This window comes from Geobacillus sp. B4113_201601 (assembly GCF_001587475.1).
GTDB lineage: Bacteria > Bacillota > Bacilli > Bacillales > Anoxybacillaceae > Geobacillus > Geobacillus icigianus.
Genome location: NZ_LQYX01000067.1, coordinates 23063 through 49782, shown reverse-complemented (window position 1 = coordinate 49782; position 26720 = coordinate 23063). Strand labels below are relative to the sequence as shown.

The 26720-nt window shown below is 53.6% G+C and carries 26 protein-coding genes and 2 tRNA genes; all 28 read right to left on the bottom strand.

The features are described from left to right. Positions 1 to 75 precede the first annotated feature (75 nt). Entirely contained in the window at positions 76 to 297 is a 222-nt protein-coding gene (locus B4113_RS18740; RefSeq protein ID WP_033022339.1) for a helix-turn-helix domain-containing protein, read from the bottom strand. After that, positions 249 to 776 carry a 2-amino-4-hydroxy-6-hydroxymethyldihydropteridine diphosphokinase gene (folK, locus tag B4113_RS08430; protein WP_033022340.1) on the bottom strand — a complete coding sequence of 176 codons (528 nt, stop codon included), beginning with the start codon at positions 774 to 776 and terminating at the stop codon, positions 249 to 251. Before folK ends, B4113_RS18740 begins: the two co-directional genes overlap by 49 nt. After that, positions 777 to 1136: a dihydroneopterin aldolase gene (gene folB, locus B4113_RS08425; protein ID WP_304439356.1), complete on the bottom strand. Its 360-nt coding sequence runs from the start codon at positions 1134 to 1136 to the stop codon at positions 777 to 779. It abuts the gene before it with no gap. Next, positions 1129 to 1980, bottom strand: coding sequence for a dihydropteroate synthase (folP, locus tag B4113_RS08420; RefSeq protein ID WP_033022341.1), 852 nt, complete (start codon positions 1978 to 1980; stop codon positions 1129 to 1131). Before folP ends, folB begins: the two co-directional genes overlap by 8 nt. Next, positions 1980 to 2855 carry an aminodeoxychorismate lyase gene (pabC, locus tag B4113_RS08415; protein ID WP_033022343.1) on the bottom strand — a complete coding sequence of 292 codons (876 nt, stop codon included), beginning with the start codon at positions 2853 to 2855 and terminating at the stop codon, positions 1980 to 1982. The genes folP and pabC overlap by 1 nt, the downstream gene beginning before the upstream one ends. 5 nt (positions 2856 to 2860) lie before the next feature. Further along, positions 2861 to 3436 carry an aminodeoxychorismate/anthranilate synthase component II gene (pabA, locus tag B4113_RS08410; RefSeq protein ID WP_033022345.1) on the bottom strand — a complete coding sequence of 192 codons (576 nt, stop codon included), beginning with the start codon at positions 3434 to 3436 and terminating at the stop codon, positions 2861 to 2863. Between the two features lie 6 nt (positions 3437 to 3442). Further along, complete coding sequence (gene pabB, locus B4113_RS08405; protein WP_033022347.1) at positions 3443 to 4864, bottom strand: aminodeoxychorismate synthase component I; 1422 nt, start codon at positions 4862 to 4864, stop codon at positions 3443 to 3445. Between the two features lie 115 nt (positions 4865 to 4979). After that, the gene (cysK, locus tag B4113_RS08400; protein WP_033022348.1) at positions 4980 to 5906 is read right to left on the bottom strand and encodes a cysteine synthase A; all 927 of its coding nucleotides are present in this window, start codon (positions 5904 to 5906) and stop codon (positions 4980 to 4982) included. A gap of 86 nt (positions 5907 to 5992) precedes the next feature. Further along, complete coding sequence (gene hslO / locus B4113_RS08395; protein WP_033022419.1) at positions 5993 to 6877, bottom strand: Hsp33 family molecular chaperone HslO; 885 nt, start codon at positions 6875 to 6877, stop codon at positions 5993 to 5995. Positions 6878 to 6891: 14 nt separating this feature from the next. Further along, positions 6892 to 7668: a type III pantothenate kinase gene (locus tag B4113_RS08390; protein ID WP_033022350.1), complete on the bottom strand. Its 777-nt coding sequence runs from the start codon at positions 7666 to 7668 to the stop codon at positions 6892 to 6894. 129 nt (positions 7669 to 7797) lie between these two features. After that, positions 7798 to 9684 (bottom strand): ATP-dependent zinc metalloprotease FtsH, encoded by a 1887-nt coding sequence (ftsH, locus tag B4113_RS08385; RefSeq protein ID WP_033022351.1) that lies wholly within the window; start codon positions 9682 to 9684, stop codon positions 7798 to 7800. A 94-nt stretch (positions 9685 to 9778) separates the two neighbouring features. After that, a complete protein-coding gene (hpt, locus tag B4113_RS08380) occupies positions 9779 to 10324 on the bottom strand; it encodes a hypoxanthine phosphoribosyltransferase (protein ID WP_033022353.1) in 546 nt (181 codons plus the stop codon). Between the two features lie 11 nt (positions 10325 to 10335). Beyond that, positions 10336 to 11730 carry a tRNA lysidine(34) synthetase TilS gene (gene tilS / locus B4113_RS08375; RefSeq protein WP_033022355.1) on the bottom strand — a complete coding sequence of 465 codons (1395 nt, stop codon included), beginning with the start codon at positions 11728 to 11730 and terminating at the stop codon, positions 10336 to 10338. Positions 11731 to 11809: 79 nt separating this feature from the next. Continuing rightward, positions 11810 to 12787, bottom strand: a complete 978-nt coding sequence (locus tag B4113_RS08370) for a serine/threonine protein kinase (protein WP_033022357.1) — start codon at positions 12785 to 12787, stop codon at positions 11810 to 11812. Next, positions 12750 to 13490, bottom strand: coding sequence for a VWA domain-containing protein (locus tag B4113_RS08365; protein WP_033022359.1), 741 nt, complete (start codon positions 13488 to 13490; stop codon positions 12750 to 12752). Before B4113_RS08365 ends, B4113_RS08370 begins: the two co-directional genes overlap by 38 nt. Positions 13491 to 13556: 66 nt before the next feature. Then, positions 13557 to 16034: a stage II sporulation protein E gene (gene spoIIE, locus B4113_RS08360; RefSeq protein WP_033022360.1), complete on the bottom strand. Its 2478-nt coding sequence runs from the start codon at positions 16032 to 16034 to the stop codon at positions 13557 to 13559. Between the two features lie 196 nt (positions 16035 to 16230). Beyond that, positions 16231 to 16302: transfer RNA gene (locus tag B4113_RS08355), tRNA-Glu, on the bottom strand. Between the two features lie 15 nt (positions 16303 to 16317). Then, positions 16318 to 16394 (bottom strand) — tRNA-Met (locus B4113_RS08350). Between the two features lie 180 nt (positions 16395 to 16574). Continuing rightward, the gene (locus B4113_RS08345) at positions 16575 to 16973 is read right to left on the bottom strand and encodes a S1 domain-containing RNA-binding protein (protein ID WP_033022363.1); all 399 of its coding nucleotides are present in this window, start codon (positions 16971 to 16973) and stop codon (positions 16575 to 16577) included. 118 nt (positions 16974 to 17091) lie between these two features. Next, positions 17092 to 17463: a septum formation initiator family protein gene (locus tag B4113_RS08340; protein WP_033022365.1), complete on the bottom strand. Its 372-nt coding sequence runs from the start codon at positions 17461 to 17463 to the stop codon at positions 17092 to 17094. A 15-nt stretch (positions 17464 to 17478) separates the two neighbouring features. Next, the gene (gene yabQ / locus B4113_RS08335) at positions 17479 to 18111 is read right to left on the bottom strand and encodes a spore cortex biosynthesis protein YabQ (RefSeq protein WP_061912402.1); all 633 of its coding nucleotides are present in this window, start codon (positions 18109 to 18111) and stop codon (positions 17479 to 17481) included. Further along, the gene (gene yabP / locus B4113_RS08330; RefSeq protein ID WP_033844726.1) at positions 18108 to 18413 is read right to left on the bottom strand and encodes a sporulation protein YabP; all 306 of its coding nucleotides are present in this window, start codon (positions 18411 to 18413) and stop codon (positions 18108 to 18110) included. Before yabP ends, yabQ begins: the two co-directional genes overlap by 4 nt. A 181-nt stretch (positions 18414 to 18594) precedes the next feature. Next, the gene (locus B4113_RS08325; RefSeq protein ID WP_033022369.1) at positions 18595 to 18876 is read right to left on the bottom strand and encodes an RNA-binding S4 domain-containing protein; all 282 of its coding nucleotides are present in this window, start codon (positions 18874 to 18876) and stop codon (positions 18595 to 18597) included. A 2-nt stretch (positions 18877 to 18878) separates the two neighbouring features. Then, positions 18879 to 20348 (bottom strand): nucleoside triphosphate pyrophosphohydrolase, encoded by a 1470-nt coding sequence (gene mazG, locus B4113_RS08320; RefSeq protein WP_033844727.1) that lies wholly within the window; start codon positions 20346 to 20348, stop codon positions 18879 to 18881. 6 nt (positions 20349 to 20354) lie between these two features. Further along, complete coding sequence (locus B4113_RS08315; protein ID WP_033842729.1) at positions 20355 to 21905, bottom strand: polysaccharide biosynthesis protein; 1551 nt, start codon at positions 21903 to 21905, stop codon at positions 20355 to 20357. Between the two features lie 172 nt (positions 21906 to 22077). Next, positions 22078 to 22614 (bottom strand): stage V sporulation protein T, encoded by a 537-nt coding sequence (spoVT, locus tag B4113_RS08310; RefSeq protein ID WP_033022422.1) that lies wholly within the window; start codon positions 22612 to 22614, stop codon positions 22078 to 22080. Between the two features lie 211 nt (positions 22615 to 22825). Continuing rightward, positions 22826 to 26359, bottom strand: a complete 3534-nt coding sequence (gene mfd, locus B4113_RS08305; protein ID WP_033842730.1) for a transcription-repair coupling factor — start codon at positions 26357 to 26359, stop codon at positions 22826 to 22828. 72 nt (positions 26360 to 26431) lie between these two features. Continuing rightward, the gene (locus B4113_RS08300) at positions 26432 to 26662 is read right to left on the bottom strand and encodes an anti-sigma-F factor Fin family protein (RefSeq protein ID WP_033022379.1); all 231 of its coding nucleotides are present in this window, start codon (positions 26660 to 26662) and stop codon (positions 26432 to 26434) included. Positions 26663 to 26720: the final 58 nt, after the last annotated feature.

The following is a 26720-nucleotide window of genomic DNA, read 5'->3' as shown; positions in this document are numbered from 1 at the left end:
GACACCCCTGCATCATACCAAGAGGGCTTTTTTTGATCAAGTCCCCGGAAAAGCTCCTAACGGGAATGCTCCTTTCTACTTGTTTGATTCGAACGTTGGCGGAGACAGCTCCTCCACTGACACATTCAACCGTTCGGCGATTTGCCCGATGAGCACATCGGATGGCATCCGATTACCACGCTCAATTTCACCAAGAATGGATACTGAAATACCAAGCTCCTTAGCCAACTTTTCTTGTGTATATCCTTTCAGCTTTCGAAAAGCGCGAATACGTTTTCCCCATCTTTCTGCTTCCATAGGCGAACTCCTTTTTTGTCCGGCAGCCGGTCAATGATGTCGGTTAGCGGTTCAGAAAGAGTTGGTATGGTCACAAACGCATTGACTTCCAACAACGGAATGAGCACAAACGCCCGCTCCATCATGCGCGGATGCGGGATCGTCAGTTGCTCTGTCTCAATATTTTCATGATTATACAGCAAAATGTCAAGGTCTAACGTTCGCGGCCCCCAACGGACTTCCCTTTTTCTCCCCAATTTTTGTTCGATTTCTTGGGTCACGTCAAGCAAGGCAAACGGTGATAGCGTTGTCGCCACCTCGATCACCATGTTTAAAAACTTGCCTTGCTGTACATAGCCAACCGGGTCGGTTTCATAAATGGATGAACTGGATGTTACAGCAATTTCCTTATGATCATTCAGCGCTTCAATCGCCGAACGCAAATATGACAAACGGTCTCCGAGATTGGAACCTAACGCAATGTACGCGATCGTTTCCATTCAACGCCCCCTGCTCATCTCGACCGCGACGTGCTGATAATGGCCGCGGATCGGCGGATTCGGTTTGATCACTTTCACCGTGCAGCGCTGGATACGAGGAAACGCTGCAAGCAAGTCGGCGGCGATCGCTTCGGCGACCGCCTCGATCAAGGCAAACGTCCGTTCTTCCACAATCATCCGGCAGCGCTCGTACACATCAGCGTAGTTGATGGTATGCTCAAGACGGTCGCTCCGCCCAGCGGACTGCAAATCGAGCTCCAGCGTCACATCGACCAAAAACCGCTGGCCGAGGATGTTTTCTTCGCGAAGCACCCCGTGGTAGCCGTAAAATTCCATGCCGTGCACGTAAATTTTATCGATGGCTGCTCTCTCCCTTCCCAAGCATGGCATCCATCATTTTCACCATGCGAGCGATCGGCAATACATCGTGGACGCGGACGATATGCACGCCTTTGACGATGCCGAGGCAAACGGTCGCGCCCGTTCCTTCCACCCGATCCTCTACCGGCAAATCGAGCACATGGCCGATAAACCGTTTGCGCGACGTACCGAGCAACAGCGGATAGCCAAGAGCGGCAAATTCGTCAAGACGGCGCATCACTTCCAAGTTATGCTCGACCGTCTTGGCGAAGCCGATGCCTGGGTCTAAAATGATGTTTTCCTCTTTCACACCGGCTCCTTTGGCAATGCGAATGCTTTCCTGCAAATCAGCGATCATGTCGGAAATCAACTCGCGATACGCCATATCGCGGCGGTTGTGCATTAAAATAATCGGCACGCCGTACGTGGCGGCGACGCGCGCCATATCGGGATCGGCTTTTGCTCCCCAAACGTCGTTGATGATGTGCGCTCCGGCTTCGATCGCTTGCCGGGCGACCTCGGCTTTGTAAGTGTCAATGGAAATGGGTACGTTCACCGCCTCAGCGATCGCTTTGACCGCCGGGATGACTCGGCGCAGCTCTTCATCGAGCGGCACTGGATCTGCCCCCGGACGAGTTGATTCCCCGCCGATGTCAATGATGTCTGCTCCTTCCGCTACAAGCCGCTTCGCGTGCTTGACCGCGTTTTCGATGTCGTAAAACCGGCCGCCGTCGGAAAACGAATCGGGCGTAACGTTGACAATGCCCATGATTAACGTTTTTTTGCTTAAGTCAAATTCATGCCCGCGGCATTGAAGCCGAAGAGGGCGCGTCAATGTTGTCATCAGCCGTTCATCCTTTCCGCCAATTCATTCCTCGTCCATAACTGATGGGCCAAGCGCCGGTAATGATGCTGCAGCGTCTGAACGACCGGGCCGTTTTTTCCTTGGTAGACGCAACGGCCAATGCGGAAAAGGGGGACAATTTCCTGCACCGAGTTGGTGATAAACGCTTCGTCCGCCTGCAACAGATGGGAGAGCGGATAGGCCCCTTCTTCAACGGGAATGCCCAACTGTCTGAGCAGTGCGATGACGAATTGTCTTGTGATGCCGTTCAATATGCCGACAGCCGGCGCCGGCGTGTAGACAACGCCGTCTTTCACCCAAAAAAGATTGGAAACGATCCCCTCCGCTACCGCCCCTTCTGAATTCAAAAAAATTCCTTCCGCATCCGGTCGATGTCCGAGCTCCCATTTCCCAATCATATTGTTTAAATAATGGTGCGACTTTAGTCGCTCCTTTCCTTCCGGGCTGTTCCTCCTTGTCGCGAGCACCACCCCTTCTTTTCCTTCCGAGGGGGCAGGCGGCGGCAGCGGCTTCATATAGACAATCACGGTCGGACTTCGGTACTTTTCGATCGGCAAGCCGAGATCGCCGACCCCGGCCGATACATTGAAGCGCACATACGCGTCGCACAAGCCATTGGCTTCGAGCAACTGTTCGATGATCGCCACCGCTTCGGCGCGGCCGAACTGCCTTTCGATGTGAAGCTCAGACAGCCCTTTGTTCAATCGGGCCAAATGATCGTCAAGCAAAAACGGGTGACCGCGATACGTGCGGAACGTTTCAAATAAGCCGAGCCCATATAAAAACCCGTGATCGAACGCTGACAGCCGAGCCTCCTCGCGCGGAACGACCGCCCCGTTCATATACACATACATGACCGTCACGCCTTTTTATATGTGTCGATAAAATTTTTCAATAGCTGCATCCCATGGCTGGTCATAATCGATTCGGGGTGAAACTGCACGCCTTCCACCGGCAGCGTTTGATGGCGAATGGCCATCACTTCCTCCTCTTCCGTCCAAGCCGACACGACGAAACAGTCCGGAAGCGTCTCTTTCTCGACGATCAAAGAATGGTAGCGCGTGGCCGTAAACGGGTTCGGCACGCCGCGGAAAATCGTCTCCCCATCATGGTAGACGGACGATGTTTTCCCATGCATCAACCTTGGCGCGCGGACGACGCGGCCGCCGAATGCTTGGGCGATGGCTTGATGGCCAAGGCAGACGCCGAAAATCGGAATTTGACCGGCAAAGCGATCAATGACTTCTAGGCTGACCCCTGCCTCATTCGGTGTGCAAGGGCCGGGGGAAATCATGATAAAATCGGGGCGGAGCCGTTCGATTTCAGCCACCGTAATTTCATCATTCCGTTTGACAATCAGCTCTTCGCCCAACACGCCCAAATATTGCACCAAATTGTACGTAAACGAATCGTAATTATCAATCATGACGATCATCAATTCTCACCTCGTGCTCAAAAATAATGCCTCTGCTTCGCTCAGCTCTTTCGCTTTCCAAAGGGCGGCCGCTTTCTTTACACATTCCTTGTACTCATGCTCCGGGTTGGAGTCGATGACGATGCCCGCCCCTGCCTGGACATGCGCCAATCCGTCTTTGACGACCATCGTGCGAATGGCGATGTTGAGCTCCATGTTGCCTTGAAAATCGATCCAACCGATCGAACCCGTATACAAGCCGCGGCGAACCGGCTCCAGCTCTTCAATAATTTCCATTGTTCGCACTTTGGGGGCGCCGGTGATCGTCCCGCCGGGGAACATGGCGCGAATGACGGAAAACGCATCGTGCTCCGGCGCCATCGTGCCGGATACGTGAGAAACGATATGCATCACATGAGAATACTTTTCGATAGTCATCCATTCGTCCACGCGAACCGTCCCGTAGGCACAGACGCGCCCAAGGTCGTTCCGTTCGAGATCAACGAGCATGGCGTGCTCGGCCCGCTCTTTTTCACTCGCCAGCAACTTGCGGGCGATTTGTTCATCCTCTGCCGCTGTCCGACCGCGCGAACGGGTGCCGGCAATCGGGCGCGTCTCAAGGCGCCATCCCCGCTTGCGGACGAGCAACTCCGGCGAGCCGCTGACCACTTGAAACTCCGGGGTGTGCAAATACGCCATATAAGGGGATGGATTTAGAGCCCGCAACTGTTTGTAGACGGCAAATGGGTGTGTCAACAGCGGCTGCGACTGGCGCACCGATAGGTTGACTTGAAACACGTCGCCCGCCGCAATATAGCGCTGCACGCGGCGAACCGCCTCCATAAACCGCTCTTTTGTCATTGACATAGATGGCGTCGCTCTCGAGGCGGCAAACGGCCAAACAGGGGATTCCGTCCGGTCCTCGAGCCACATCCGCGCCTGCTCCTCAAGCCGCTGCTTGGCATCGTCTTCCTCCCCTTCATTCGCATAGACAAGCAAATGAAGCTGTTCCGTTTGGTGGTCATAAATCGCTACGTCATCAAAGAGAAAAAAATACAAAAACGGCAGTCGCAAATCATCTTGCGCGAGCACCGGGAGCCGTTCTAAATAACGAACGGCATCATAGCTAACGAAACCGATCAGCCCGCCTTGGCAAGGCAGCGAGTCGCCTTCATCCGGCACGGCGAACGAGCGAAACCATTGCCGGAGCCCTTCAAGCGGCGAGCCGTCGAGCACCGTTTCACCCTCGCGCTGCTTGATGAAGAGCCGTTGCTCATCAGCGCGGATCACTCCGATCGGGTCAAGGCCGATCACGCTATACCTTCCCCCTTGACCGCTCTGAAGCAACACATGATGAGACCGGCCATAGGCCAGCCGCTCATACTGGCGGAACCAATCCCGCCCGCGATAGTCGATCGTTCGTTTCAGTCGCCTGCGCCGCTGCTTCATCCTTGTCAGCTCCTTATGGTGTCCATCGTTACTCTTATTGTACAATGATTCGCTGTTCCGGTCATCCTCCCTATAAAAAATTCGACAGGGTCGCCCCTGCCGAGAAATGCTAGTCTTATTCTTCGAACTGGTAAAGAGGAGTGCTCAAATAACGTTCGCCGTTGCTCGGGATGATGGCGAGCACTTTTTTCCCTTTGCCGAGCTCTTTCGCCACTTTCAATGCCGCATGAATCGCGGCGCCAGACGAAATGCCGCCGAGAATGCCTTCCTCGCGAGCCGCGCGGCGGGCCGCCGCAAACGCTTCTTCCGTAGTCACCGTGATCACTTCGTCGTAAATGCTTGTATCTAAAATATCCGGAATAAACCCGGCTCCAATTCCTTGGATTTTATGCGGACCCGGTTTGCCGCCAGACAACACCGGCGAATCGGCCGGTTCAACGGCGTAAATTTTAATGTTCGGATACGCCTCGCGCAATACTTTTCCAGCACCTGTAATCGTTCCGCCCGTGCCGATGCCGGCGACAAACGCATCGAGCTGGTCGCCCATTTGCTCCACGATCTCTTTGCCGGTCGTCAAGCGATGAATTTCCGGGTTCGCTTCGTTTTTAAATTGCTGCGGCATAAAGTAGCCGTGCTCGCGGACGAGCTCTTCCGCCTTGGCGATGGCGCCGCGCATCCCTTGTGCGCCCGGTGTGAGCACAAGCTCGGCCCCATACGCCCGCAGCAGGTTGCGGCGCTCCAAGCTCATCGTATCCGGCATGACCAAGACCGCCTTATACCCTTTCGCCGCCGCGACCATCGCCAAACCGATCCCAGTGTTGCCGCTTGTCGGCTCAACGATCGTGTCGCCCGGCTTCAGCTTGCCTGCTTTTTCCGCCGCTTCAATCATCGCCAGCGCAATCCGGTCTTTGACGCTGCTGCCCGGGTTCATAAATTCCAGCTTCAAGTACACGTCCGCGCTGTCTTCATCGACGATGCGGTTCAATTTCACGGCCGGCGTATCGCCGATCAATTCGGTGATCGAGTTGACTGTGCGTGCCACGATTCCACCCCTAATCCCGATTAATTTTATCGAATTTGTTTCCAATGTATCAGTTATTGGCGTAATTGTCAATCATTTTGATGTTTTCATCCTTTTTTGGCGAGTTGCTTGAGCTGCTCCAGTTCCTCTTTGGTAAAATGATACGCTTCGTTGCAAAAATGGCATGAAGCCTCGGCCTTGCCTTCTTTGTCAATGATGTCTTGGATTTCATCAGCCCCTAGGCTGATCAAGGCGTCCGCAATCCGCTCGCGCGAACAGCGGCAAGCGAAAGACACCGGCATCGTTTCAAGCACCCGCACGCCGCCGTCACCGAGCAGCTGTTCGAGCATCTGCTCCGGGCTGAGCCCGCTTTCAATCATGCGCGATACGGGCGGAATTTGTTTCAGCCGCTCTTCAATGCCGGTGATCGTACGCTCGTCCGTTCCGGGCATTAACTGGATGATAAAACCTCCCGCCGCCCGAATCGTATGATCGGAATTGACGAGCACACCTACGCCGACCGATGACGGAATTTGCTCGGACGAAGCAAAATAATACGTAAAATCATCGCCGAGCTCCCCGGAGACAAGCGGCACTTGTCCGGTGAAAAAGTCGCGCAGGCCTAAATCTTTCACGACCGTCAACATCCCGTTTTTGCCAACCGCCCGCGCCACATCGAGCTTCCCATGCTCATTCAGTTCAAAATGGACATGCGGGTTTGTCACATAGCCACGCACTTCCCCTTTGGCGTTGCTGTCAACCAAAATGACGCCAATCGGGCCGCCGCCGTCAATTTTTATCGTCAACGTTTCCTCGCCTTTCAGCATCGCCCCCATCATGACGCCGGCGGTCAACGCCCGGCCGAGGGCCGCTGAGGCGGTCGGCCACGTCTGGTGGCGGCGTTGCGCTTCGGCAACCGTCTCCGTTGTCCTTGCCGCATACGCCCTCACTTGTCCATCATAAGCGAGCGCTTTCACTAAATAATCGTTCATCTCCATCAAGCCTTTCATCCTTTTTTCTCTATATTTTTCTCATACAACAATTTCAGTCCTGTCAGCGTTAAAAACGGATCTACGACATCAATGACGTCCGACTCGCTGGCAATGAGCGGAGCGAGACCACCGGTCGCAATCACCTTGGGCGGAACTTTGCTTTTGGCTTTCATTCGGGAAACGATCCCTTCCACCTGCCCAACGTAACCGTACACGATGCCCGCCTGCATGGCGCTGACTGTATTTTTGCCAACGATATCGTCCGGACGGGCGATTTCAATACGCGGCAACTTCGCCGCCCGCGCAAACAGCGCTTCGGTTGAGATCATAATTCCCGGGGCAATGGCCCCTCCCATATATTGTTTATGTTCATTAATGTAACAATACGTCGTCGCCGTGCCAAAATCAACGATGATGAGCGGACTGCCGTACAGGTGGATGCCGGCGACCGCATTGACAATTCGGTCAGCTCCGACTTCGCGTGGGTTTTCGTATTTGATGTCAAGCCCGGTTTTAATGCCGGGACCAACAATCAGCGGCTTAATATGAAAATATTTTACGCACATCCGCTCAAGAGCGAACATGATCGGCGGCACCACCGATGAGATGATGATGCCATGAATGTCGGAAAACTGAAGACCGACATGGTTGAAAAGCGACTTGATCGTCATGCCGTACTCGTCTTCCGTCTTCGCCCGGTTTGTCTCAATGCGCCAATGGTGCCTCAGTTCATCGCCGTCGTAAACTCCTAACACCGTGTTTGTATTGCCGACATCCAAGACAAAAATCATCGCTTCATTCCTCACTTTTCACAAATAAAATTCCCCTTTCTATCATATCATAATTGCCGCCAAAAAGCCGGCTCTCTTCCCGGCGCAGCGGCAAAAAAAGGGATGCCTCCAAAACAGAGACATCCTCTCTCATTCGTCTTTCTTTTGAATGTTGATTTTGACATCCCCGGTCTCATCGCGCCCTTTGCGATCCGGCGGCAACGTGCCATGTTCAAACAAATGCTTGATTTGTTCGGCATCGAGCGTCTCGACTTCCAAAAGGGTATTGGCGATCAAATCCAATTTATCCCGGTACTCGGTCAAAATTTGTTTCGCTTTGTCGTAGCATTCCTTGATGATGCGTTGAATCTCTAGGTCAATTTCATACGCGATCTTGTCGCTGTAGTTTTGTTCGTTATGCAAATCGCGGCCTAAAAACACTTGCCCGCTCGGTTGGCCGAATTGAAGCGGTCCGAGTTTTTCGCTCATGCCAAACTCCGTCACCATGCGGCGCGCGATGTTCGTCGCCCGTTGAAAATCGTTGTGGGCTCCGGTGCTTACTTCGTTGAACACAATTTCCTCGGCAACGCGCCCGCCGAGCAACCCGGTGATCTTATCCATGAGTTCGGCTTTCGTCATAAAGTAGCGGTCTTCTTTCGGCAACATGACCGCATAGCCGCCGGCTTGGCCGCGCGGAACAATCGTCACTTTGTGCACCATTTCCGCATCGGCGAGCACCATGCCGATCACCGTATGGCCGGCCTCGTGAAACGCGACGATGCGCCGTTCTTTTTCGGAAATGACGCGGCTTTTCTTCGCCGGTCCGGCAATTACCCGGTCCGTCGCCTCATCGATATCGCTCATATCGATTTTCTTTTTGTTGCGGCGGGCAGCTACAAGCGCTGCTTCATTGAGCAGATTTTCCAAATCGGCGCCGGAAAATCCCGGTGTCCGCATGGCGATCGCTTTTAAATCAATCGATTCATCGAGCGGCTTGTTGCGGGCATGCACGCGCAACACCGCTTCGCGCCCTTTGACATCCGGCCGGTCGACAGTGATTTGTCGATCGAAACGGCCCGGACGCAACAGCGCTGGGTCCAAAATGTCGGGCCGGTTCGTGGCCGCGATAATAATGATCCCTTCATTGCCGTTAAAGCCGTCCATTTCGACAAGCAGTTGGTTGAGCGTCTGCTCGCGCTCGTCATGGCCGCCGCCAAGACCGGCGCCGCGCTGGCGGCCCACAGCGTCAATTTCATCAATGAAGATGATGCACGGCGCATTTTTTTTCGCCGTTTCAAATAAGTCGCGCACGCGCGAGGCGCCGACCCCGACGAACATTTCTACAAAGTCCGACCCGCTGATCGAGAAAAACGGCACGCCCGCCTCTCCTGCGACCGCGCGCGCCAGCAGCGTTTTCCCTGTCCCCGGCGGTCCAACAAGCAGCACTCCTTTTGGAATGCGGGCGCCGAGCTCTGCAAATTTGCGCGGGTCTTTCAAAAACTCAACGATTTCGACGAGTTCCTCTTTTTCCTCGTCCGCCCCAGCCACATCCCGGAAACGGACTTTCCGCTTGTCATCCGTATACAGCCGCGCCCGGCTTTTGCCGAAATTCATCACCCGGCTGCCGCCGCCTTGCGCTTGATTCAGCAAGAAGAAAAACAAAATAAACATGATGACAAACGGGAGGATGGAGGTAAAGAACGTTACCCATCCGCTCGTTTCATCCGCCGGCACCACTTCCACCCGCGTTCGCGCCGCCGCAGCGTCAATGCGGTCAAGCACTTTATCGCTATTCACGACATAGGTGGAAAAATACTGCCCCTCATTATATGTTCTCAATCGCCCTTTAATTTCATATACGCCGCGCTCCGGCTTAATGGAAAACGATTCGACATCCCCGTTTTCCAGATGAGTGATAAACCTATCGTACGTCATCGGCTCCGTCCGCTGATTCGTTCCGTTAAAAAAGCTGATAACGCCGATCACGACGAGGAAAATCAGCAAATAAAAGATGGTGTTGCGCAAAATGCGGTTCATTGCTTGCCTCCTCCCATATGAAACACACTATACTCAATACTATCATAGAAATTTGCTTAAATACAAACAATTCGGCCGGCGCGCAACAACGGTTCTACTTCTGGTACACTTCCGGCTTCAAGACGCCGATAAACGGGAGGTTGCGGTATTTTTCCGCGTAATCGAGCCCATAGCCGACGACGAATTCATCCGGGACGGTAAATCCGGTGTAATCGGCTTGAATGTTCGCCTTCCGCCCAGACGGCTTGTCAAGAAGGGTGACGATTTTGATCGAATTCGCCTTTCGGTAGCGGAACAAATCGACGAGATAGCTGAGCGTCAGCCCGCTGTCAATAATGTCTTCAATGATCAAAATGTCGCGTCCTTCCACTGACGTGTTCAAGTCTTTGACGATTTTCACTTCGCCGGATGAAACCGTCGCATGGCCGTAACTTGACACATCCATAAAATCCATTTCCAAATATGTATCGATATGCTTAAGCAAATCGGCCATAAATGGCATCGCTCCTTTGAGGACGCCGACCGCGAGCGGAAAACGGCCTTCATATTCTTCGGTCAACAGACGGCCAAGTTCCTTGACTTTTGCCTGAATTTCCTCTTCCGTAATCAGCACTTTTTGGATATCGTCTTTCATCCCCATCTTTTTTCCTCCTAGCTGTTCATCGCCTGATAGTGCAACAAAATATATGGGCCTTTCCCTTGGTTTTTCGCTTCAAAAGCCGACTTTTTCAGGCCGGGCACCCAAAGGACGCGGCCGTCGGCATCTTCCACCACCGGCCAGCAATCCCTCTCCATCCGCGGAACTTTCGCTTCAATGAAAATTTCCTTCAGCTTTTTCGTCCCTCCCGTTCCTTTCAGCACCATGCGGTCACCGTGACGGCGCGTCCGCACGTAAAGCGGCAACGCGATGGAAGCGGGATCGATGATGAACACGTCTTTGCCCGCCTGCTTTCCCGGATAGTGTTCCCAAAATTCACTGACAATTGCGCGCCCGTTTGGGAGAGGCAATCGCGCCGGAACGGGCAGCTCGAACCGATACCCTTTTCCGCACGGTTTTTGGCCGAAGGTGAACAAGCAGCGGTCATACGAACGAACCGCTTGCAGCCCTTGCGGCAAATCAAGCGTCCCGGAAGGTTGGCCGCTTTCACAAAGCATCAGTATATGATGGATATGTACAGATGTCAACGCTGGCGGAACGCCGCCATAAAGACGGAGTAGCAGCTCTTGCAGCGCCCGGCGTTGCAGCGGTCGGGGCAGCGCCAAAAACGGGCCGATGCGAAGCACGACATCGCCAAGCTCGTTTTCCATTACTTTATTCAGCGCCTCTGACGCCAATTCCTCTAAAAACCGTTCATCTTCCGCCATCATTTCGCTATATTGCTGAAAGCGTTCGTGCAGGCGCGGATTTTCCTGCCGCAGCAGCGGGATAATATGATGACGGAACCGATTGCGCGTATAGTCGTCCTTTTCATTGCTCGGATCGCGCCGCGGGGCCAATCCTTCTTTGGCGCAATAGTCTTCGATTTCGGCGCGGCTGACGGCCAAAAGCGGGCGGATGAGATCGCCTCCTTGAAACGGCCGCTTCACCGGTATGCCGGCGTACCCTTTGCTCGTGCTGCCGCGGACGAGCCGCATCAAAATCGTTTCGACTTGATCATCGCCATGATGGCCTAACGCGAGGTACTGAGCCTGATGTTTTTCCATCAATTTGGCGAAAAAATCGTAACGGCAGCGGCGCGCCGCTTCTTGGGCGCCCATGCCCATGCGCCGCTGAAACGCTCGAACATCGATTTGCGCCGCCTCACATACAATACGATGCTGGGCACAAAAATGTTTCACAAACTCCATGTCTTCTTCTGATTCCCGACCGCGAAACATATGATCGACATGGGCAGCGACAAGCCGCAGCTTCCGCTCGCCGCGAAGCGAAAGCAAAACATGCAGCAACGCGAGCGAATCAGGCCCCCCGGAGACGCCGACAATGACCGTCGTTCCTTCGGCAAGCAGCCGATGCTTGTCGATAAACGCACGCACTTTCTCGATCATCGATAAAACCCTTCTTCACCCTTTTAGCTTCATCGTAACACGTTCATCTTATTTTCTCAAAACTTCCGTTTGCTGATCGTTACATCGACAGCTGCCGATAAATATAAAAGCCATAGAGGCCAAGCAATAAGGCGGCAATCAGGACGGTCTCCACTACCCCTCTCGCTTTGCGGCGCCTATTCGTTCGCCGGCTAGGTCGGCGGCTCGGCGCTGTCTGGCGACGAACGTTGTGGGTGGTTGGCCGATGCGCGGAAGCGGCCAATAAGTCGCGGCGCATCTCGGCCGCCTTTGCATATCGACCGTCAAGCGCCTTTTGCAGCACTTCTTTATAGCGTGAAAGAAAACGGTCCGCTTCAATGAGGGCAACAAGCTGCGCCCGTCCGTTCCCCTTTTTTTCTATCGGACCTAGGGAACAAGAAACGATCATCACCATGGCGGCGGCAAACAAGTCGTACGATGGTTCGGCTTTGCGCGATCCAAGCCCCCAGTAGCCGCGGTCGTACAACTCGGTGAACTCTTTGACCGCCCTGCCCTGCAGCGTCGTTCCTCCTACGTCCAACAGCCGAACCGAAGGCGGAGGGCCAGTGACCATTACATTGTCCGGCTTTAAATCGCCGAACACCCAGCCTTCTTCATGCAGCCGCTCGAGCACCGACAACAGCTGCACGAGCAGCACGGGCGCCCACTCTTTTCCGTGGCGGCGGACAAAAACCGCGAACGGCTCTCCTTCAATATACTCCATGACGTAAAACGGAATCGTGCCTCGGGCGAATGGGCTCGGCCAGTCATCGGCTTCCAGCAAAGAAGGCCCGAGGGCGGCTCCCTGGACCTTGGAAAAGCGGCGCAATATATTCATTTCCGACGCCAATGACGCGTAATCATCGCTCAATTTGACAGCGACCCGATTCCGCCCGTTCTCCGCCAAATAGACGACGCCGTTGGCCCCGCTGCCAAGCCGCCGCAGCAGCCGATACGAATGGCCGTGCCATTTGCCGGTGATGATCGTACCCGGCGGCAAGCTACAAAGATGACTCTTCCACGTATGGCTCATCGCCATGGCCGATCCAGCTCCTTAGCGACCGTTTTCGCTCAAAATAGGCGATCGCTTCGCGCAGCGCCGGCCCGGTCGGCGTCAGTCCGCCCGATGCCAGCTTCGGAAAAATCGCCGATAACTCCTCCATTCTCGGCGTCCAGTCGACCAGTTTTTCCACATGCGATCGTTTTCCCGGGAAAATCAAGACCGAAAACCGATTGGCGCCCATGCGCGCGTTTAAACTGAGCGACAAATCGACGAGCGCCTCCTTGACGGTCGGCAGTTTCGTTTTCATGCTTCCGCTTGTGTCGATTAAAATCAGCACCTCAAGCGCGACCGTTTCCCCGAGCTCATCGACGACTTCCATCACTTGGCCGCGCTTGTCCGGCGGCAAATCCTCGAGCGAAGCGTTCGAGCCTAAAATTTGTTTCAGCTCGCGATTGACGAGCCCTTGCAGCGTCTGGGTCATCGCTTGGCGCGTCACCATTTGCACCGTCTGCGACAGCTGCTTCGCATATACAATTTGACTCATCCCGCCGCCGGCGGCCGCGATCGCCTCGATTTCCCGGCGGCCGTTTTCATCGATGGTATCTTGATCCAACACGCCAATCACGTTCACGGTAATCCCTTGCTCGCGGGCGAGCGCCGCCATGGCGGCCGGGTCCTCGCCATGATTGGAACAACCATCGGTAATGAGCAAAATTTGCCGCAATGTTCCTGTTCGCACGTTCGTTCCCCCTCCTTGACGAATGTATTACCATCATCGCCGCGGGGAACGGTTTTTATACCCCGACTACTGCGCCTTTTTCATGTACATATAAGCGGGAATGGTCGCCCATTTCGGGGTGTTGTGCCGGACTTTGGCAACGACGACCGTCATGTCATCTTCAATTTCCCCTCCGCATTGCCGGATCACTTCCTCCATAATCACATCGGCCACTTCCTGCGGATCGTTCGTTTTCAATTCTTGAATTTTCCGCTTCATCCATAGATCGTGGTTTTCCACGTTGATCGGCCCTTCGAACACGCCGTCGCTCATCATAATGAGCAAATCGCCGGATTTCAGCTGCTCGGTGACCACGTCAAACTCCACTTCTTTAATAATCCCCATCGGCAAATTGCTCGCTTCCACCTTCATCACTTTGTTGCCGCGCTTAATGAAGCTCGGTGTCGAACCGATTTTCAAAAACTTGGTCGTTGCGTCTTGCAAGTCGATGATTGCCAAATCGAGCGTCGCATACATATCTTCGGTCGTCCGCAACGCTAAGATTGAATTGATCGACTTAATCGCAATCGATTCATCCATTCCCGTCTGCAAAATTTTTTGCAACAGGCGCAGTGTTTCGCGACTTTCATAATGCGCCCGCTGGCCGTTGCCCATGCCGTCGCTGATGGCGACCGCGTATTTGCCGGTCGCAAGCTCAATCGTCGCATAGCTGTCACCGGAAATGAACCCTCCGCCTTTTGCCGCGAACGCGACGCCCGTTTCGACGACGAACGCCTTTGTCGAACCGAAAGCGACGCGGCAATACCCGTTCGGATAGGCGGCGCACTCCTCGCGCTTGACAACGATCGTCTCGCCGAGAATATCGGACAGCATCGGGGCGATCAGCTTTTCGCACTCGCCGCGCCCTTCACAATACGGAATGCTCATTTCAATGTCGATATTTCCTTTTTCTAAACTGTAAATGTCAACATGTCCGACTTCGACGCCAAACTCTTGCAGCGCGTGATAAATTTGTTCTTCCTGCAAGTAATGATTTTCCTGTTCTTTTTGCATTTCTTTGGCGAAATCATCCATGACCTGTGAAACGCCTAGCAGCTGCTCCGCCACTAGTTTCCGGCTTTCATGGATTTGCCGTTTGAGCCTGCGGTTCGCCTGATAGGTGATCATTTCCTTTTCAATGGCATCAACGACTTTGCCCGCCTTGACGCAGTACCGCTCCCACTCGCGCATCAACGACTGGTTTTGTCCGATCGTTTGTTCATCCGCTTCACGCATCATTTGTTTCATATAGGTATACGTCGTAGGAAAGTTGTCGGCCCAGCATTGCGCTTTCTTAAAGCACGTTTGGCATGTCTTTTCCGTAATGTCGCTGAGAAAGTAATCGACCTCGCGCTCCTCATATTCAGCCGCCTCCCTTAATGGCTCGGGGGAAAAACTTTCCGCCAGCGCCTGAAAGACGTTCGAAAACTGATAAACGCGCTGTGCCGTCATATCGCGAATTTTGCGGACGTATTGCTGCTGTTCGTTCACATATTCGGCGGTACCAGGGATGTGTTTCGCCATTTTCTCCGTCAGCGAACGGGGGGTGGCGAAAAACAGCGCGGCAGCGATGAGCGACTCCAAAAGCGTCGGCATGATCTCCGCCTTCCCTGATCCGTACAAGCCGAGCAATAAGGTGGCAATGAGTAGGCCGAGCGCAACCCCCGGCTTTTTCCCCTCCTTCAACAGCCCGCCAAGCAACCCCGCAAACGCCAGCAAGCTCATTTCTGACAAATTGCCGACATTGGCTAAGCTCAAAACGAGACCGGTGACGACGCCGACGGTCGAGCCGGTCGCCGCTCCAGCTACAAACGCAAATACTAACACGAGATAGCGCGATGCCACATGCTCGAGCGCCAACCCCGACAGCGTCCAGCCGATCATTCCCGTCAGCATGGAGGCGAGCAAAATAATCAAGGAAATGATCTCTTCCGCGCGCAGCGTATGTCGATGTTTCCGCGCAGCCAACAGCGGAATGCTCTGCATGAAAATCAATGTCAAGACGAGCGACAGCCCGGCTTCGACCACAGCCATCGCCACGTCGTAAGCCGTCCGCTCCCCAAGCCAATAATAAGAGATGAGCCATTTAGCGGAAAACGACAGCACAAATACGACAAACGGAACGATTTTCAGCGACTCGCTAATCACCTTTCGCACCCAGCCATAAATCAGCAGGAACGCAAACATGGACAAGCCGACAAACAGCGCAGCGTCAAACGACAATGTCAAAGCGCCGGCCAGCAAAGAAACGAAAGCAAAAGCCGCCTTGTCACGGCGCAGCATATAGACCGACACAAAAAACGGCAAGGCAAACGGTGTCAGTTTTGATAAGATGAGGGCTCGTCCAAGCAAAAAGCCGACAAGAAGAAGCAAAAAACCTTGATGAACGAACAGATGGCCAAGACGCAACTTCACATGACGCATCCAACGCGACACCGTCGCCTGCGTTTCGCTCATCGGCACTTCCGAAATGCGACGCACCGTCCCTCTTTCCGCTCTTTCCATTTCCGATCCTCTCCTTTTCCTTTCTATTACCCCCTATTATATCGCTTCAATTGTCAGAAATTTGTCAAAACAAAAGAGAAAAATGAAAAATCGTTCGACGGTTTCTACGGAAAACCGCCGCCGATGCCCCTCTTCCAACAGCAGAAGACAAAAAAGAAAACGAGCATGTCGCTTGCTAGCGCATGCTCGTTTTCTATGACCCGTACGGGATTCGAACCCGTGTTACCGCCGTGAAAGGGCGGTGTCTTAACCACTTGACCAACGGGCCGTTTTGTATGAGATTTGGTGGCGGTGGAGGGGATCGAACCCCCGACCTCACGGGTATGAACCGTACGCTCTAGCCAGCTGAGCTACACCGCCTCGTGCAACAGTTACTATCATAACGAAGAAGACGACCGTTGTCAATACACATAAGCGAAAAAGACGAGCGGAAAATACATCCTGTTGTTGGCCATGCGAAACAAAAAGCATCCATATCCGATGGATGCTTGTAGATTCCGCGTTTCGTGATCGTTCTTATCGCGGTCTTTCAGCAGCAAGTTACCCTCGTCTCGCCCCACGACCTCCCCGCTTTGATTCGGTATGACGGCGCAGCGATGCCAACCGATCTTCACTCTCTTTCAAAAAACGGCTGATTTTTTGTTCAAGGCTGTCCGCTGCGGAGCGATCGTGGCCTCGATGGCGCGGCCGCTGCGAAGAAGGCGTGTCTTTGGCTTTGCGAATCGATAAGCCGATTTTTCCATCTTGACCGACGTTGATCACTTTCACGTACACGAGATCGCCGACTTTTAAATGGTCGTTGATGTCCTTGACATAGTTGTCGGCCACTTCGCTAATGTGAACGAGTCCCGTGACCCCCTCCGGCAGCTCCACAAACGCCCCAAATTTCGTAATGCCTGTGACTTTGCCTTGTAACTTGCTGCCTACTTCAATCGACATAAAAAAAGTGCTCCTCCTTAAAACGCTTGAAATATGATGTTTCTTTCATTATAGCGAATGGGAAAAATGCGTGTCAATATGACGAACGCCCGTATAAAACGGGCATGGATGAACACCATTATTTTTCCGGCAGGACGAAAATGATTTCTCCGTCTTTCGATAAGTAATATTTTTTTCGCGCTAGCTCAGCGATATAGTCATCATCATGCAGCCTTTTTATCTCTTTTTTCAGCTGCTGCTCCTGCCGCTGAAGCTCCGCCAGCTGCTCTTGCATCTTTCGCTCTTCCGTCCGTTTCGCATCGATCGCTTTCGCTTGGGAGTGCAACAAATACATGAGACTGGAAGCGAGCAATGCCAACAATACGGACCAAAAGGCCAAGCGTACGGCCACCGCTTTCCGCCTTCTTGCCGCCCGCTGCTTTTTCTCCTCCTGCTTAGCCGTGTACATTGATGAGAGCTTTGTCACATTCATGTTTCGGGGCACGTTCATTGCCTTTGCACCTCTTTACTTTCGCCATTTCGCAAGCCACATGCCTATTTTCTCTTTTGTATTCTCGATTTGTCCAGCAAATCCTTTGAAAGGGCGCAAAATTTTTGCCACCATCGTCCGTCCGGGAGGCGGCATGCGGCGCCAAATGCTCATGGCCACCCAAACGAACGGGGCGAGCAGCAACCGAATCGTCCTCCAGACGGCGAGCAGGCCGAACCGGGTCGCCCAAACGAGCAGCCGAAAGACAAACAAAAGCAGCGCAAGTCCGATCTGTCCAACAAAAACGAGCGGGCGAACGACGACGGCGCGGAACAGTTCAGCAAGCGCCTGTCCAACCCTTGCCGCCAACCAAATGAGCCGCTCCAACAGTCGAACATACGATGAACGGAGCAAGCTTTGGTAGGCGGCATACCCGCACAAAAGAGCGAGAAACAAATAAAAGCGAAGCTCGCCTTCATTGACGAGCAGCAGCACGTAAAACACGAACAGCGCCTGCACGACCCAGAACAGCACATCGTTCACAAACACGAGCCAATGCGCCCGCTCATGCCGCTTGAAAAGGCGGCTGTACGTATCGAACGCCATGCCGATCCAGCCCCCCATGCCGATCATCGCCAGCATGGTGTAAAACTGGATGCTTATGCTCATTTGAACAACTTGCTAAAGAACCCTTTAGCCTTCTCCTGATGGTCGTCTACATACACAAGGTCAAAAATGCGGCCTTTGATCGAAACGACGCCTTTTTCCACGTCCAAATTTTTCATTTGCAAGTTTTGCCCGCGGATGGCCAAAAAGCCCATGACGGTTTCAAGCAAAAACTCTTCATTGTCAAAGCTCTCGACTTGTTTCACCCCAGTGATGTCGAGAAGACGCCGGCCGCGCATGATCACATCATGTTCTTGGACCGGACCTTTATTCGCGCTTGTGCTAAATTCATCATGTCGATTCATGCTCATCATCCCCCGCATTTCCATATTGGTCATGAAAGCCGGCACATTCGCTGTTTGTACCATATGTATGTCAGCGGGGGACGGTTTAGAACAAGCCTGCAAACCAAATTAGACGCCATCCTGTTCCGGTTTGGGCGGCTCGTTCGTCAATTCCGTCAAGGCGTTTCAGCTTCAAACCAAATTAGACATCATCCTGTTCCGGTTCGGGGGCGGTCCGCTCTTCGCGAATGAGTTCGTACAGTTCGGCAGCCTCCTCTTTTTTCGCTGTTTCTTTGACTGCGGTCACTTTTACCGTTACCCGTTTTTGCCCGAATTGAATCGTCAGTTCATCGCCAATTTTGACGTCCGAACTCGCCTTGGCGACATGGCCGTTAATCCATACCCGCCCTTGATCTGCCACTTCTTTGGCGAGCGTGCGGCGCTTTACGAGCCGGGAGACTTTCAAAAACTTATCCAAGCGCATGATCATCCCTCCTGCCGTTCTTGTTCTTTTGCTTCATCCCAAAAACGATCGAGCTCAGCGAGCGAAAATGAAGCGATCGGCCGGCCGCTTTTCCGCACTTGTTCCTCGATGTAAGCAAAGCGGCGAGCAAATTTATCATTCGCCATTTGCAACGCTTCTTCCGGCTGAATGTCATAGTGGCGGGCGAGATTGATAAGGGCAAACAGCCAATCGCCGAATTCGCCGATCAGCTCGTTCCGGCGGACGCCGGACGCTGCCGCGCGGAATTCAGCCATTTCTTCTTCGACTTTTTTCCATATCGGAGCGGCATCGTCCCAGTCAAATCCGGCTTTGGCGGCCTGTTTCTGCAGTTCGTACGCCCGCATCGTCCCCGGCAAGCTTTTTGGAATATCAGCCAAGATCGATTTCGCCCTCTCGCTCCCTTTTTCCTTCTGCTTGATCGCTTCCCAATTCTCAACCACTTGTTCCGCCGTCTCGGCCGTCGCATCGCCAAATACGTGCGGATGGCGACGAATCATTTTGGCCGTCAACGTGCGGATCACGTCATCGATCGAAAACTGTCCACGGTCAGCGCCGATTTGCGCATGAAGCATCACTTGCAGCAACACGTCGCCGAGTTCTTCGACCATATGGTCATCGTCGTTTTCATCAATCGCTTCCAGCAGTTCATACGCTTCCTCTAGCAAATAACGTTTCAATGAGGCATGCGTCTGCTTCCGATCCCACGGACAGCCGTTCGGCCCCCTCAGTGCGGCGATGACGCGGCGCAGCGTCTCAAACCGGTGATAAAGAAGGGATTCATCTTGAACCGGCGGGACATAAACGCTTGTCAAATTGTCGAGCGCTGTCTGCCGGTCTAGTTCGTAGAGTGGCACGCGTTTCACCTGCTCCGCTGTCGTTCCCGCTGCGATGACGATATAGACCGGATATTCGTCGGGAAGCTGTTCCATTAAAGACAGCTTCACATTCGAAGCGACGAACGAATCATAGACTTGGCAAAAGACGGCGTGAAGCGATGGCGACCACTCGTCACCGCGGAAAGCGGTCGCGTCAAGCAATTGAAATCCGTCAACCGGATCAATGCGCAACGCGGCAAACAAAGCATCCAAAAAACTTTGCCCGCCTTCAATGACAACCCGGCAGGCGCCGCTCCGTTCCGCTTCAAACAGAAGCTGTACCGTCTGTTCGGCAACGAGCGGGTGGCCGGGGACGGCGTAAAACACATCGCCGCGCTTCGCTTCGTCCGTCAATCGCTTGGCGATTTCTGCATACACATCGGCAAACTGCCCGTGCTTTTCATACACATCATCAAATGACACAAACGCGATTCCTTCTTCTCTCAGCCCTTTGACAGCCGGGTGTTCCTTCGTTCGCAAAAAGAGCGGATGCGCCCGCTTCAGCTTTCGATAAACGCCGACCGGAAGCTGTTCAAAATCCCCGGCGCCGAGCCCGAAAACATGAATCGTATTCATCGCCACTCACTTTCCTCCTATCCGTAAGCGAAATGAGCTGACAAACGGCAGCGTCGACCATTCCCGTTCAGAAAACGCGCGGCTTTTCACGATGCACGCCACATACACGGCCGCGCCGATGGCGGAGCCGCCAAGCGCTGCGACCGCCGCCCATAGACGTCCGTCGAAAGCAGACGTCAACACCCATAGATAACCTCGGAGCACAATGACCATCACCGCGGCCGCCTTCACGATCGGAAACGCGCAGCGATAGCCGGCGGCCCGGTACTCACGCGGCAACGCCGCGTACAAAAAGGCGGCCATCAGCGCGTAGGCCCCCGTCGTAGCGGCAGCCGCACCAAGCGCCCCCCATAGCGGAACAAACCAATGCATGAGCGCCATTTTTCCCGCCACGCCGATCGCCACTCCAACAGCCGCGACCCGCTCCTTCCCGATTCCTTGCAGGAGCGCTGAAGCGGTCAGCGCGATGGTGGTGAAAAAGACGGAGGCGGACAGCACGGCAAGAAGCAGCGAGCCGTGAGTGTTTTCAAACAACATTTGATTGATCGGGCGAATGAGACAAACGAGCCCGAGCGAAGCACCGGCGCCGATGACGGCGGCAATCCGGATCGCCAACGCCCCATGGGCGGTCGCGTCGTCCGGCCGGCGCGCGCCCGAAATCAACGGGACGAGCGCCAATGAAAACGACGTGCCGACCACCGTGCCGAGCTGAATGAGCGGCTGTCCGCGGTCGTATACTCCTTTCAGCCATTGCCCCTCATTCAGCTTTGTCCCCGCCTCTTTGAGAAGCGGGACGAACAAAAACGAATCAACAAGTGGAATGAGTGTCAACGCCATATTCGTCAAACAGACGAGCGAGCCGGCCGTTAACAGATGGCGGGCAAAACGTCGGGTCAAAGCCGGCGGCGCGGGCTCTCTCCAGCCCTGCGGCCCGCGCTGGACGAGAAAGAAAAGCAAAACGAACAGCGCCGCCACCATGCCGGCGAGCGTGCCAGCTACGGCCGCCATGCCGCAGGCGTAATCGTCGCCGCCGCGCCGCAACACCCAATACGACAACGCTAAAATCGCCGTCACCCGCACCGACTGCTCCACCACCTGGGACATCGCCGTCGGCGCCATGTCGTGCCGGCCTTGAAAATATCCGCGCAGCCAAGCGAGCGGTGGAAAGAGCAAAAAGGAAAAAGAAAGCTGCCGCAAAAGCGGTTCCAGCCGCCGGTCCCCCATCCATAAAGCCACCGTCTCCGCCCCGATATACAACAAAGCAAACAGCGCCGCCCCGATCGCCCCGAGCACGAATAAGGCAGCGCGACCGACAGCGGCCGCCCCCGCCGCATCCGGCACCGCCATTCGTTCGGCAATGAGCCGGGAGACAGCGACCGGATAGCCGGTCAGCGAGAGGGCGACGACGATGCCATAAATCGGGTATACTTGTTGATAAATATAAAAACCGATATCGCCAACCATATTTTGGTACGGAATGCGATACAAGGCGCTCAATAGTTTGGTGACCAAAGCAGCCGCAGTCAAAACGGCCGCTCCTTTCCATGCGTTTCCCACTTTTCTCCTCCTCGATGGCAACGGGCGGGCGACACCGCCCAATGCCACGGCTACGCTCGATATTATAGCGCAACTTTCGTCCAACAGACAAAAACGACGGCCGAAATGCGCAGCAGGAAGCAAAAAAAGGCGCCCCAACCGAGGTTGGGGACGCCTTTCCCTCACAGTTCATTTATTGCTCCATTTGTCGAGCCAAAAAGCTGGCCGCCGTTTCAGCTGCTTTATGTTCCACTTCACCAATGGTTTTCTCGCGCGATAAAATGATGACCGCTCCAATCGGATCGCCGTTGGCGACAATCGGGCCAATCGTGTATGATTTCAACGTTTCTGTCATCCCATCCACAAGCTCGACTTCCCCTTCCTCGGTATGAAGGATGGAATGACGGTCTTCCATGGCTTTTTCCACCAACGGGCTGACGCTTTTGTTCATATATTCCTTTTTCGAAACACCGGCGACAGCGATATACACATCGCGGTCGCAAATGAGCACAGGCTGCCCGAGGCTGTCAAACAGCGCTTCAGCGTACTCTTTGGCAAAGTCGCCTAATTCACTAATCGGCGAATATTTTTTCAAAATGACTTCTCCATCGCGGTCAACAAATATTTCGAGCGGATCCCCTTCACGAATGCGCAGTGTTCTGCGAATTTCTTTCGGAATGACAACCCTTCCTAAATCGTCGATGCGACGAACAATACCGGTTGCTTTCATGCCTTCATATGACCTCACTTTCATCATAGGATTTGAAGGATACTCCGATGAACCCTTGATCATGGGGAATTCACCATTGCTGTCATTAGTATCCTTCATCATCCGCGTTCTATACGTGATGAAAGTGATTTTGGCCATTTTAGATAAAATTGCCCATCCTTCATTATCGCCACATGCAGAAAACGATAAACATGTGAAAACTTTTTCTTGATTATGCCGTCACCGACTTTTCTTGTTCCATCCCGGACAGCCGCCGCAGCGTTCGCTCTAAAATCAACAGCCATTCGTGCGTCTTCATCCCCTTAATATAGAGCACGATTTTCAGCTTGCCTCCGTCCATGCCGAACCCGAACAGGCGCCCATGTTGGCGGCCGATATCCGACAGACGCTGAATCTCCACCGCTTTCGATGACTCTTCTGTAAAGATGATGTCAATTTGCTGCTTATGCTGCTTCAGCGACTCAACGCCCAACTGCTTAGCCAGCACTTTCATCTCAGCGATTTGGAACAAATAGGCGACCTCATCCGGATAATCGCCAAAGCGGTCGACCATTTCTTCTCGCAACGCTTCGACATCCTCAAGCGTCTCGACCGCCTTGAATCGCTTGTACATCTCAATCTTTTGCAACTCATCCGCAATGTATGTGCCCGGAATATAGGCGTCGACTTCGATATCAATGACGACATCCGGCTGCTCATCTTCCCGCTTGATGCCGCGCCGTTTTTCAATCGCCTCTTTCAACATTTGCGAATACAAATCGAATCCGACCGAGTCGATAAAGCCGTGCTGCTCGGCACCGAGAATGTTGCCCGCGCCGCGGATCGACAAATCGCGCATGGCGATTTTAAACCCGGAGCCGAGCTCGGTAAACTCTTTGATGGCTTGCAGCCGCTTTTCCGCTGCTTCGTTGAGCACTTTATCTTTCCGATAGGTGAAATACGCATACGCGACGCGGTTGGAGCGGCCGACGCGCCCGCGCAGCTGGTACAGCTGCGACAGTCCCATCCGGTCGGCGTCATAGACGATGAGCGTGTTGACATTCGGAATATCGATGCCCGTTTCAATGATCGTCGTCGTCACCAGCACATCGTATTGCCCTTCCAAAAACGCCAAAATCGTCGATTCGAGCTCCGTTTCCGACATGCGGCCATGCACGTAAGTGACGCGCGCTTCCGGGACAAGCTGGGCGATTTCTTCCGCTTTCAAGTCGATGTCTTCAATATGGTTGTAAAGGAAAAACACTTGCCCATCGCGGGCGAGCTCGCGTTCAATCGCCTCTTTGACGAGCTCCGGTGTATATTCCATGACATACGTTTGCACCGGGAATCGGTTTTCCGGCGGCGTCTCGATGATCGACAGATCGCGCACCCCGATCATCGACATATGGAGCGTGCGCGGAATCGGTGTCGCCGTTAAGGTGAGCACGTCAATGTTCGCCTTCAGCTGCTTGATTTTTTCTTTATGCGCCACACCAAACCGTTGCTCTTCGTCGATAATGAGCAATCCTAAATCTTTAAACTTCACGTCTTTCGACAGCAGCCGGTGCGTGCCGATGACCATGTCGATCGTGCCGTCTTTTAACCCTTTAATGGTCTCCGCCTGCTGTTTTTTCGTCCGAAACCGATTTAACAGCCCGACGTTGATCGGAAACCCTTGAAACCGTTCGCGCACCGTTTCGTAATGCTGTTGGGCCAAAATCGTCGTCGGCACGAGAAAGGCGACTTGTTTGCCGTCCATAATGGCTTTAAACGCCGCCCGCAGCGCCACTTCCGTTTTCCCGTAGCCGACATCGCCGCAAAGGAGGCGGTCCATCGGTTTGTCGCTCTCCATATCACGCTTGATTTCCTCAATCGAGCGAAGCTGGTCTTCCGTCTCTTGATACGGAAACGCCGCTTCGAATTCGCGCTGCATCTCCGTATCTGGGGAAAACGCATATCCTTTGCTTGCTTCGCGCTCAGCGTACAGCTTGATTAAGTCTTCGGCAATGTCTTGGACGGACGATTCCACTTTCTTTTTGACCTTTTTCCATTCCGTGCCGCCAAGCTTATAAATTTTCGGCTCTTTTCCCTCCGAGCCGACGTATTTTTGCACTTGATCCATTTGGTCGACCGGAACGTACAGCGTATCGCCGCCTTGGTACTGGATATGGATGTAATCTTTATGCACTCCATTGATTTCTAACGTCTCGATGCCTAAATATTTTCCGATGCCGTGGTTCACATGGACGACGTAGTCGCCGACTTGCAGTTCGGCATAGCTTTTGATCCGCTCGGCGTTGGACAGTTTCTGCCGGCGCGCTGGGCGTTTCGCCCGCTTTTTGAACAGCTCTTCTTCCGTGATGACCGCGAGTTTTTGCAGCGGCAATTCAAACCCGGTGTTTAAATCGCCTTGGAGGAGCTGACATTTGCCGTATAGCAGCGCTGCATCGCGCGCGAGCGGCAGCGCGTCAATCTCATAATCTTGAAGCAATGATTGCAGCTTTTTCACGCGCTCGGCGGTCGGCGCCAAAAAAACGACGGCATAGTTCGCCTTTTTCCATCGATCGATTTCCGACTGAAGCAGCGCCATTTGGCCATGAAAGTTTTGCATTTGCCTGCACGTAATATTGACGACATTTTGCGGATGGGTATGCGGCGCATGGCGCAAAAACAAAGACAAATACACTCGTTGCAATCGATGCTTTTGCAACAATTCAGAAAAGGAATGCGAAAGGGGAACGCCATGGATCATTTTTCCGCTCTCGAGCAGGCTCGTATACCATTCGGCTTCTTCGCGTTCCAGCCGCTCCGCTGCCTCTTGAAGGCGGCTCATTTCATCCATGAGGAGCACGCCATCTTCCGGCATATAATCTAGCAAACTGGCAGCCTTTTCATAAAAGAGCGACATATACTTATATTGTTGTTCGACTTCTTGCCCGGCGCGCAGCTGTTCAAGTTCCGCGTGAATCTGCTCGTACATCCGCTGCTTGGCCGACTCGTCTGTTACTTTCTCCAAACTCACCGCAAGCTGCGCTTCAATCCGCTCCACGCCGCGGCGCCGCGTTTCGCCATCGAGAATGATTTCCTCCGCCGGTCCGACCATGATGCGCTCGATTTGCCCTTGTGAACGTTGGTCGTCAGGGGTGAACGTGCGAATCGATTCGATTTCCGTATCAAACAGCTCGATGCGGTACGGCAGCTCGGCGGTCAATGGATAAATATCAAGGATGCCGCCGCGGATGCTGAACTCTCCAGGAGCGGAAACAGTAGCGACCCGCTTGTATCCCATGTCGACAAACAGCTGTTTGTAACGTTCCAACTCAAGCTCTTGTCCGATAGAAAACGTGAACAAATATTGTTTCCAAAGCGACGGCGGCGGCAATAAACGACGCACCCCAGCCACCGGACAGACGACGACCCCTTTTCTCCCTTGCAGCCAATGGTTCATAATTTCTAGGCGCTGTGCCCTCAGTTCCGGGCTGGCCACCGCCATTTCCGCGGCAATAACTTCATTGACCGCATAGAGAAACACTTCGTCCGGCCCGAGCAGCGCAACGAGATCATCATACATTTTTTGCGCTTGAAACAAATTGTGCGCGACGACTAAGAGCGGCCGATCCGTTTCCCGATAGAGGGCAGAAATAAAAACAGACCGGGCCGACCCTGACAGCCCAGCGACAAGCTGTTCCTTTAAGCGGACACGAATCCCTTCGATAATGGTGCGAACATCCTGATTTTCAGCTAAATAGCGATGCAGCGAAAGCACCCCTATTCTCCCTCCTCTCAACGCCCGTTTTGAATTGGCGCAAACGCAAAAACGCTTTGGTCGCCCAAAGCTCTAATGAATAAATTTTTCGTATTGATGCCACTCCGGGTTTCGCGTCAACGCTTCCTGACAGTCTTCACAAATGGTTTTGACATGAATGTCGCCGTTTGGTTCATATGAAATCATGTCAAGCCGTTCTTCTTCGGTGAGATGATGGAAGCCCAACTTTTCGCTGTAGATCGGCATTTGCTCAATCGTTCCCACTTTTGCTCCGCAATGCCGGCAATAGTAATGGAGCGCCATCTGTGACAACCTCCTCACTGGACTGTTCCGCCACAATCGTATACTCACATTGTGCACC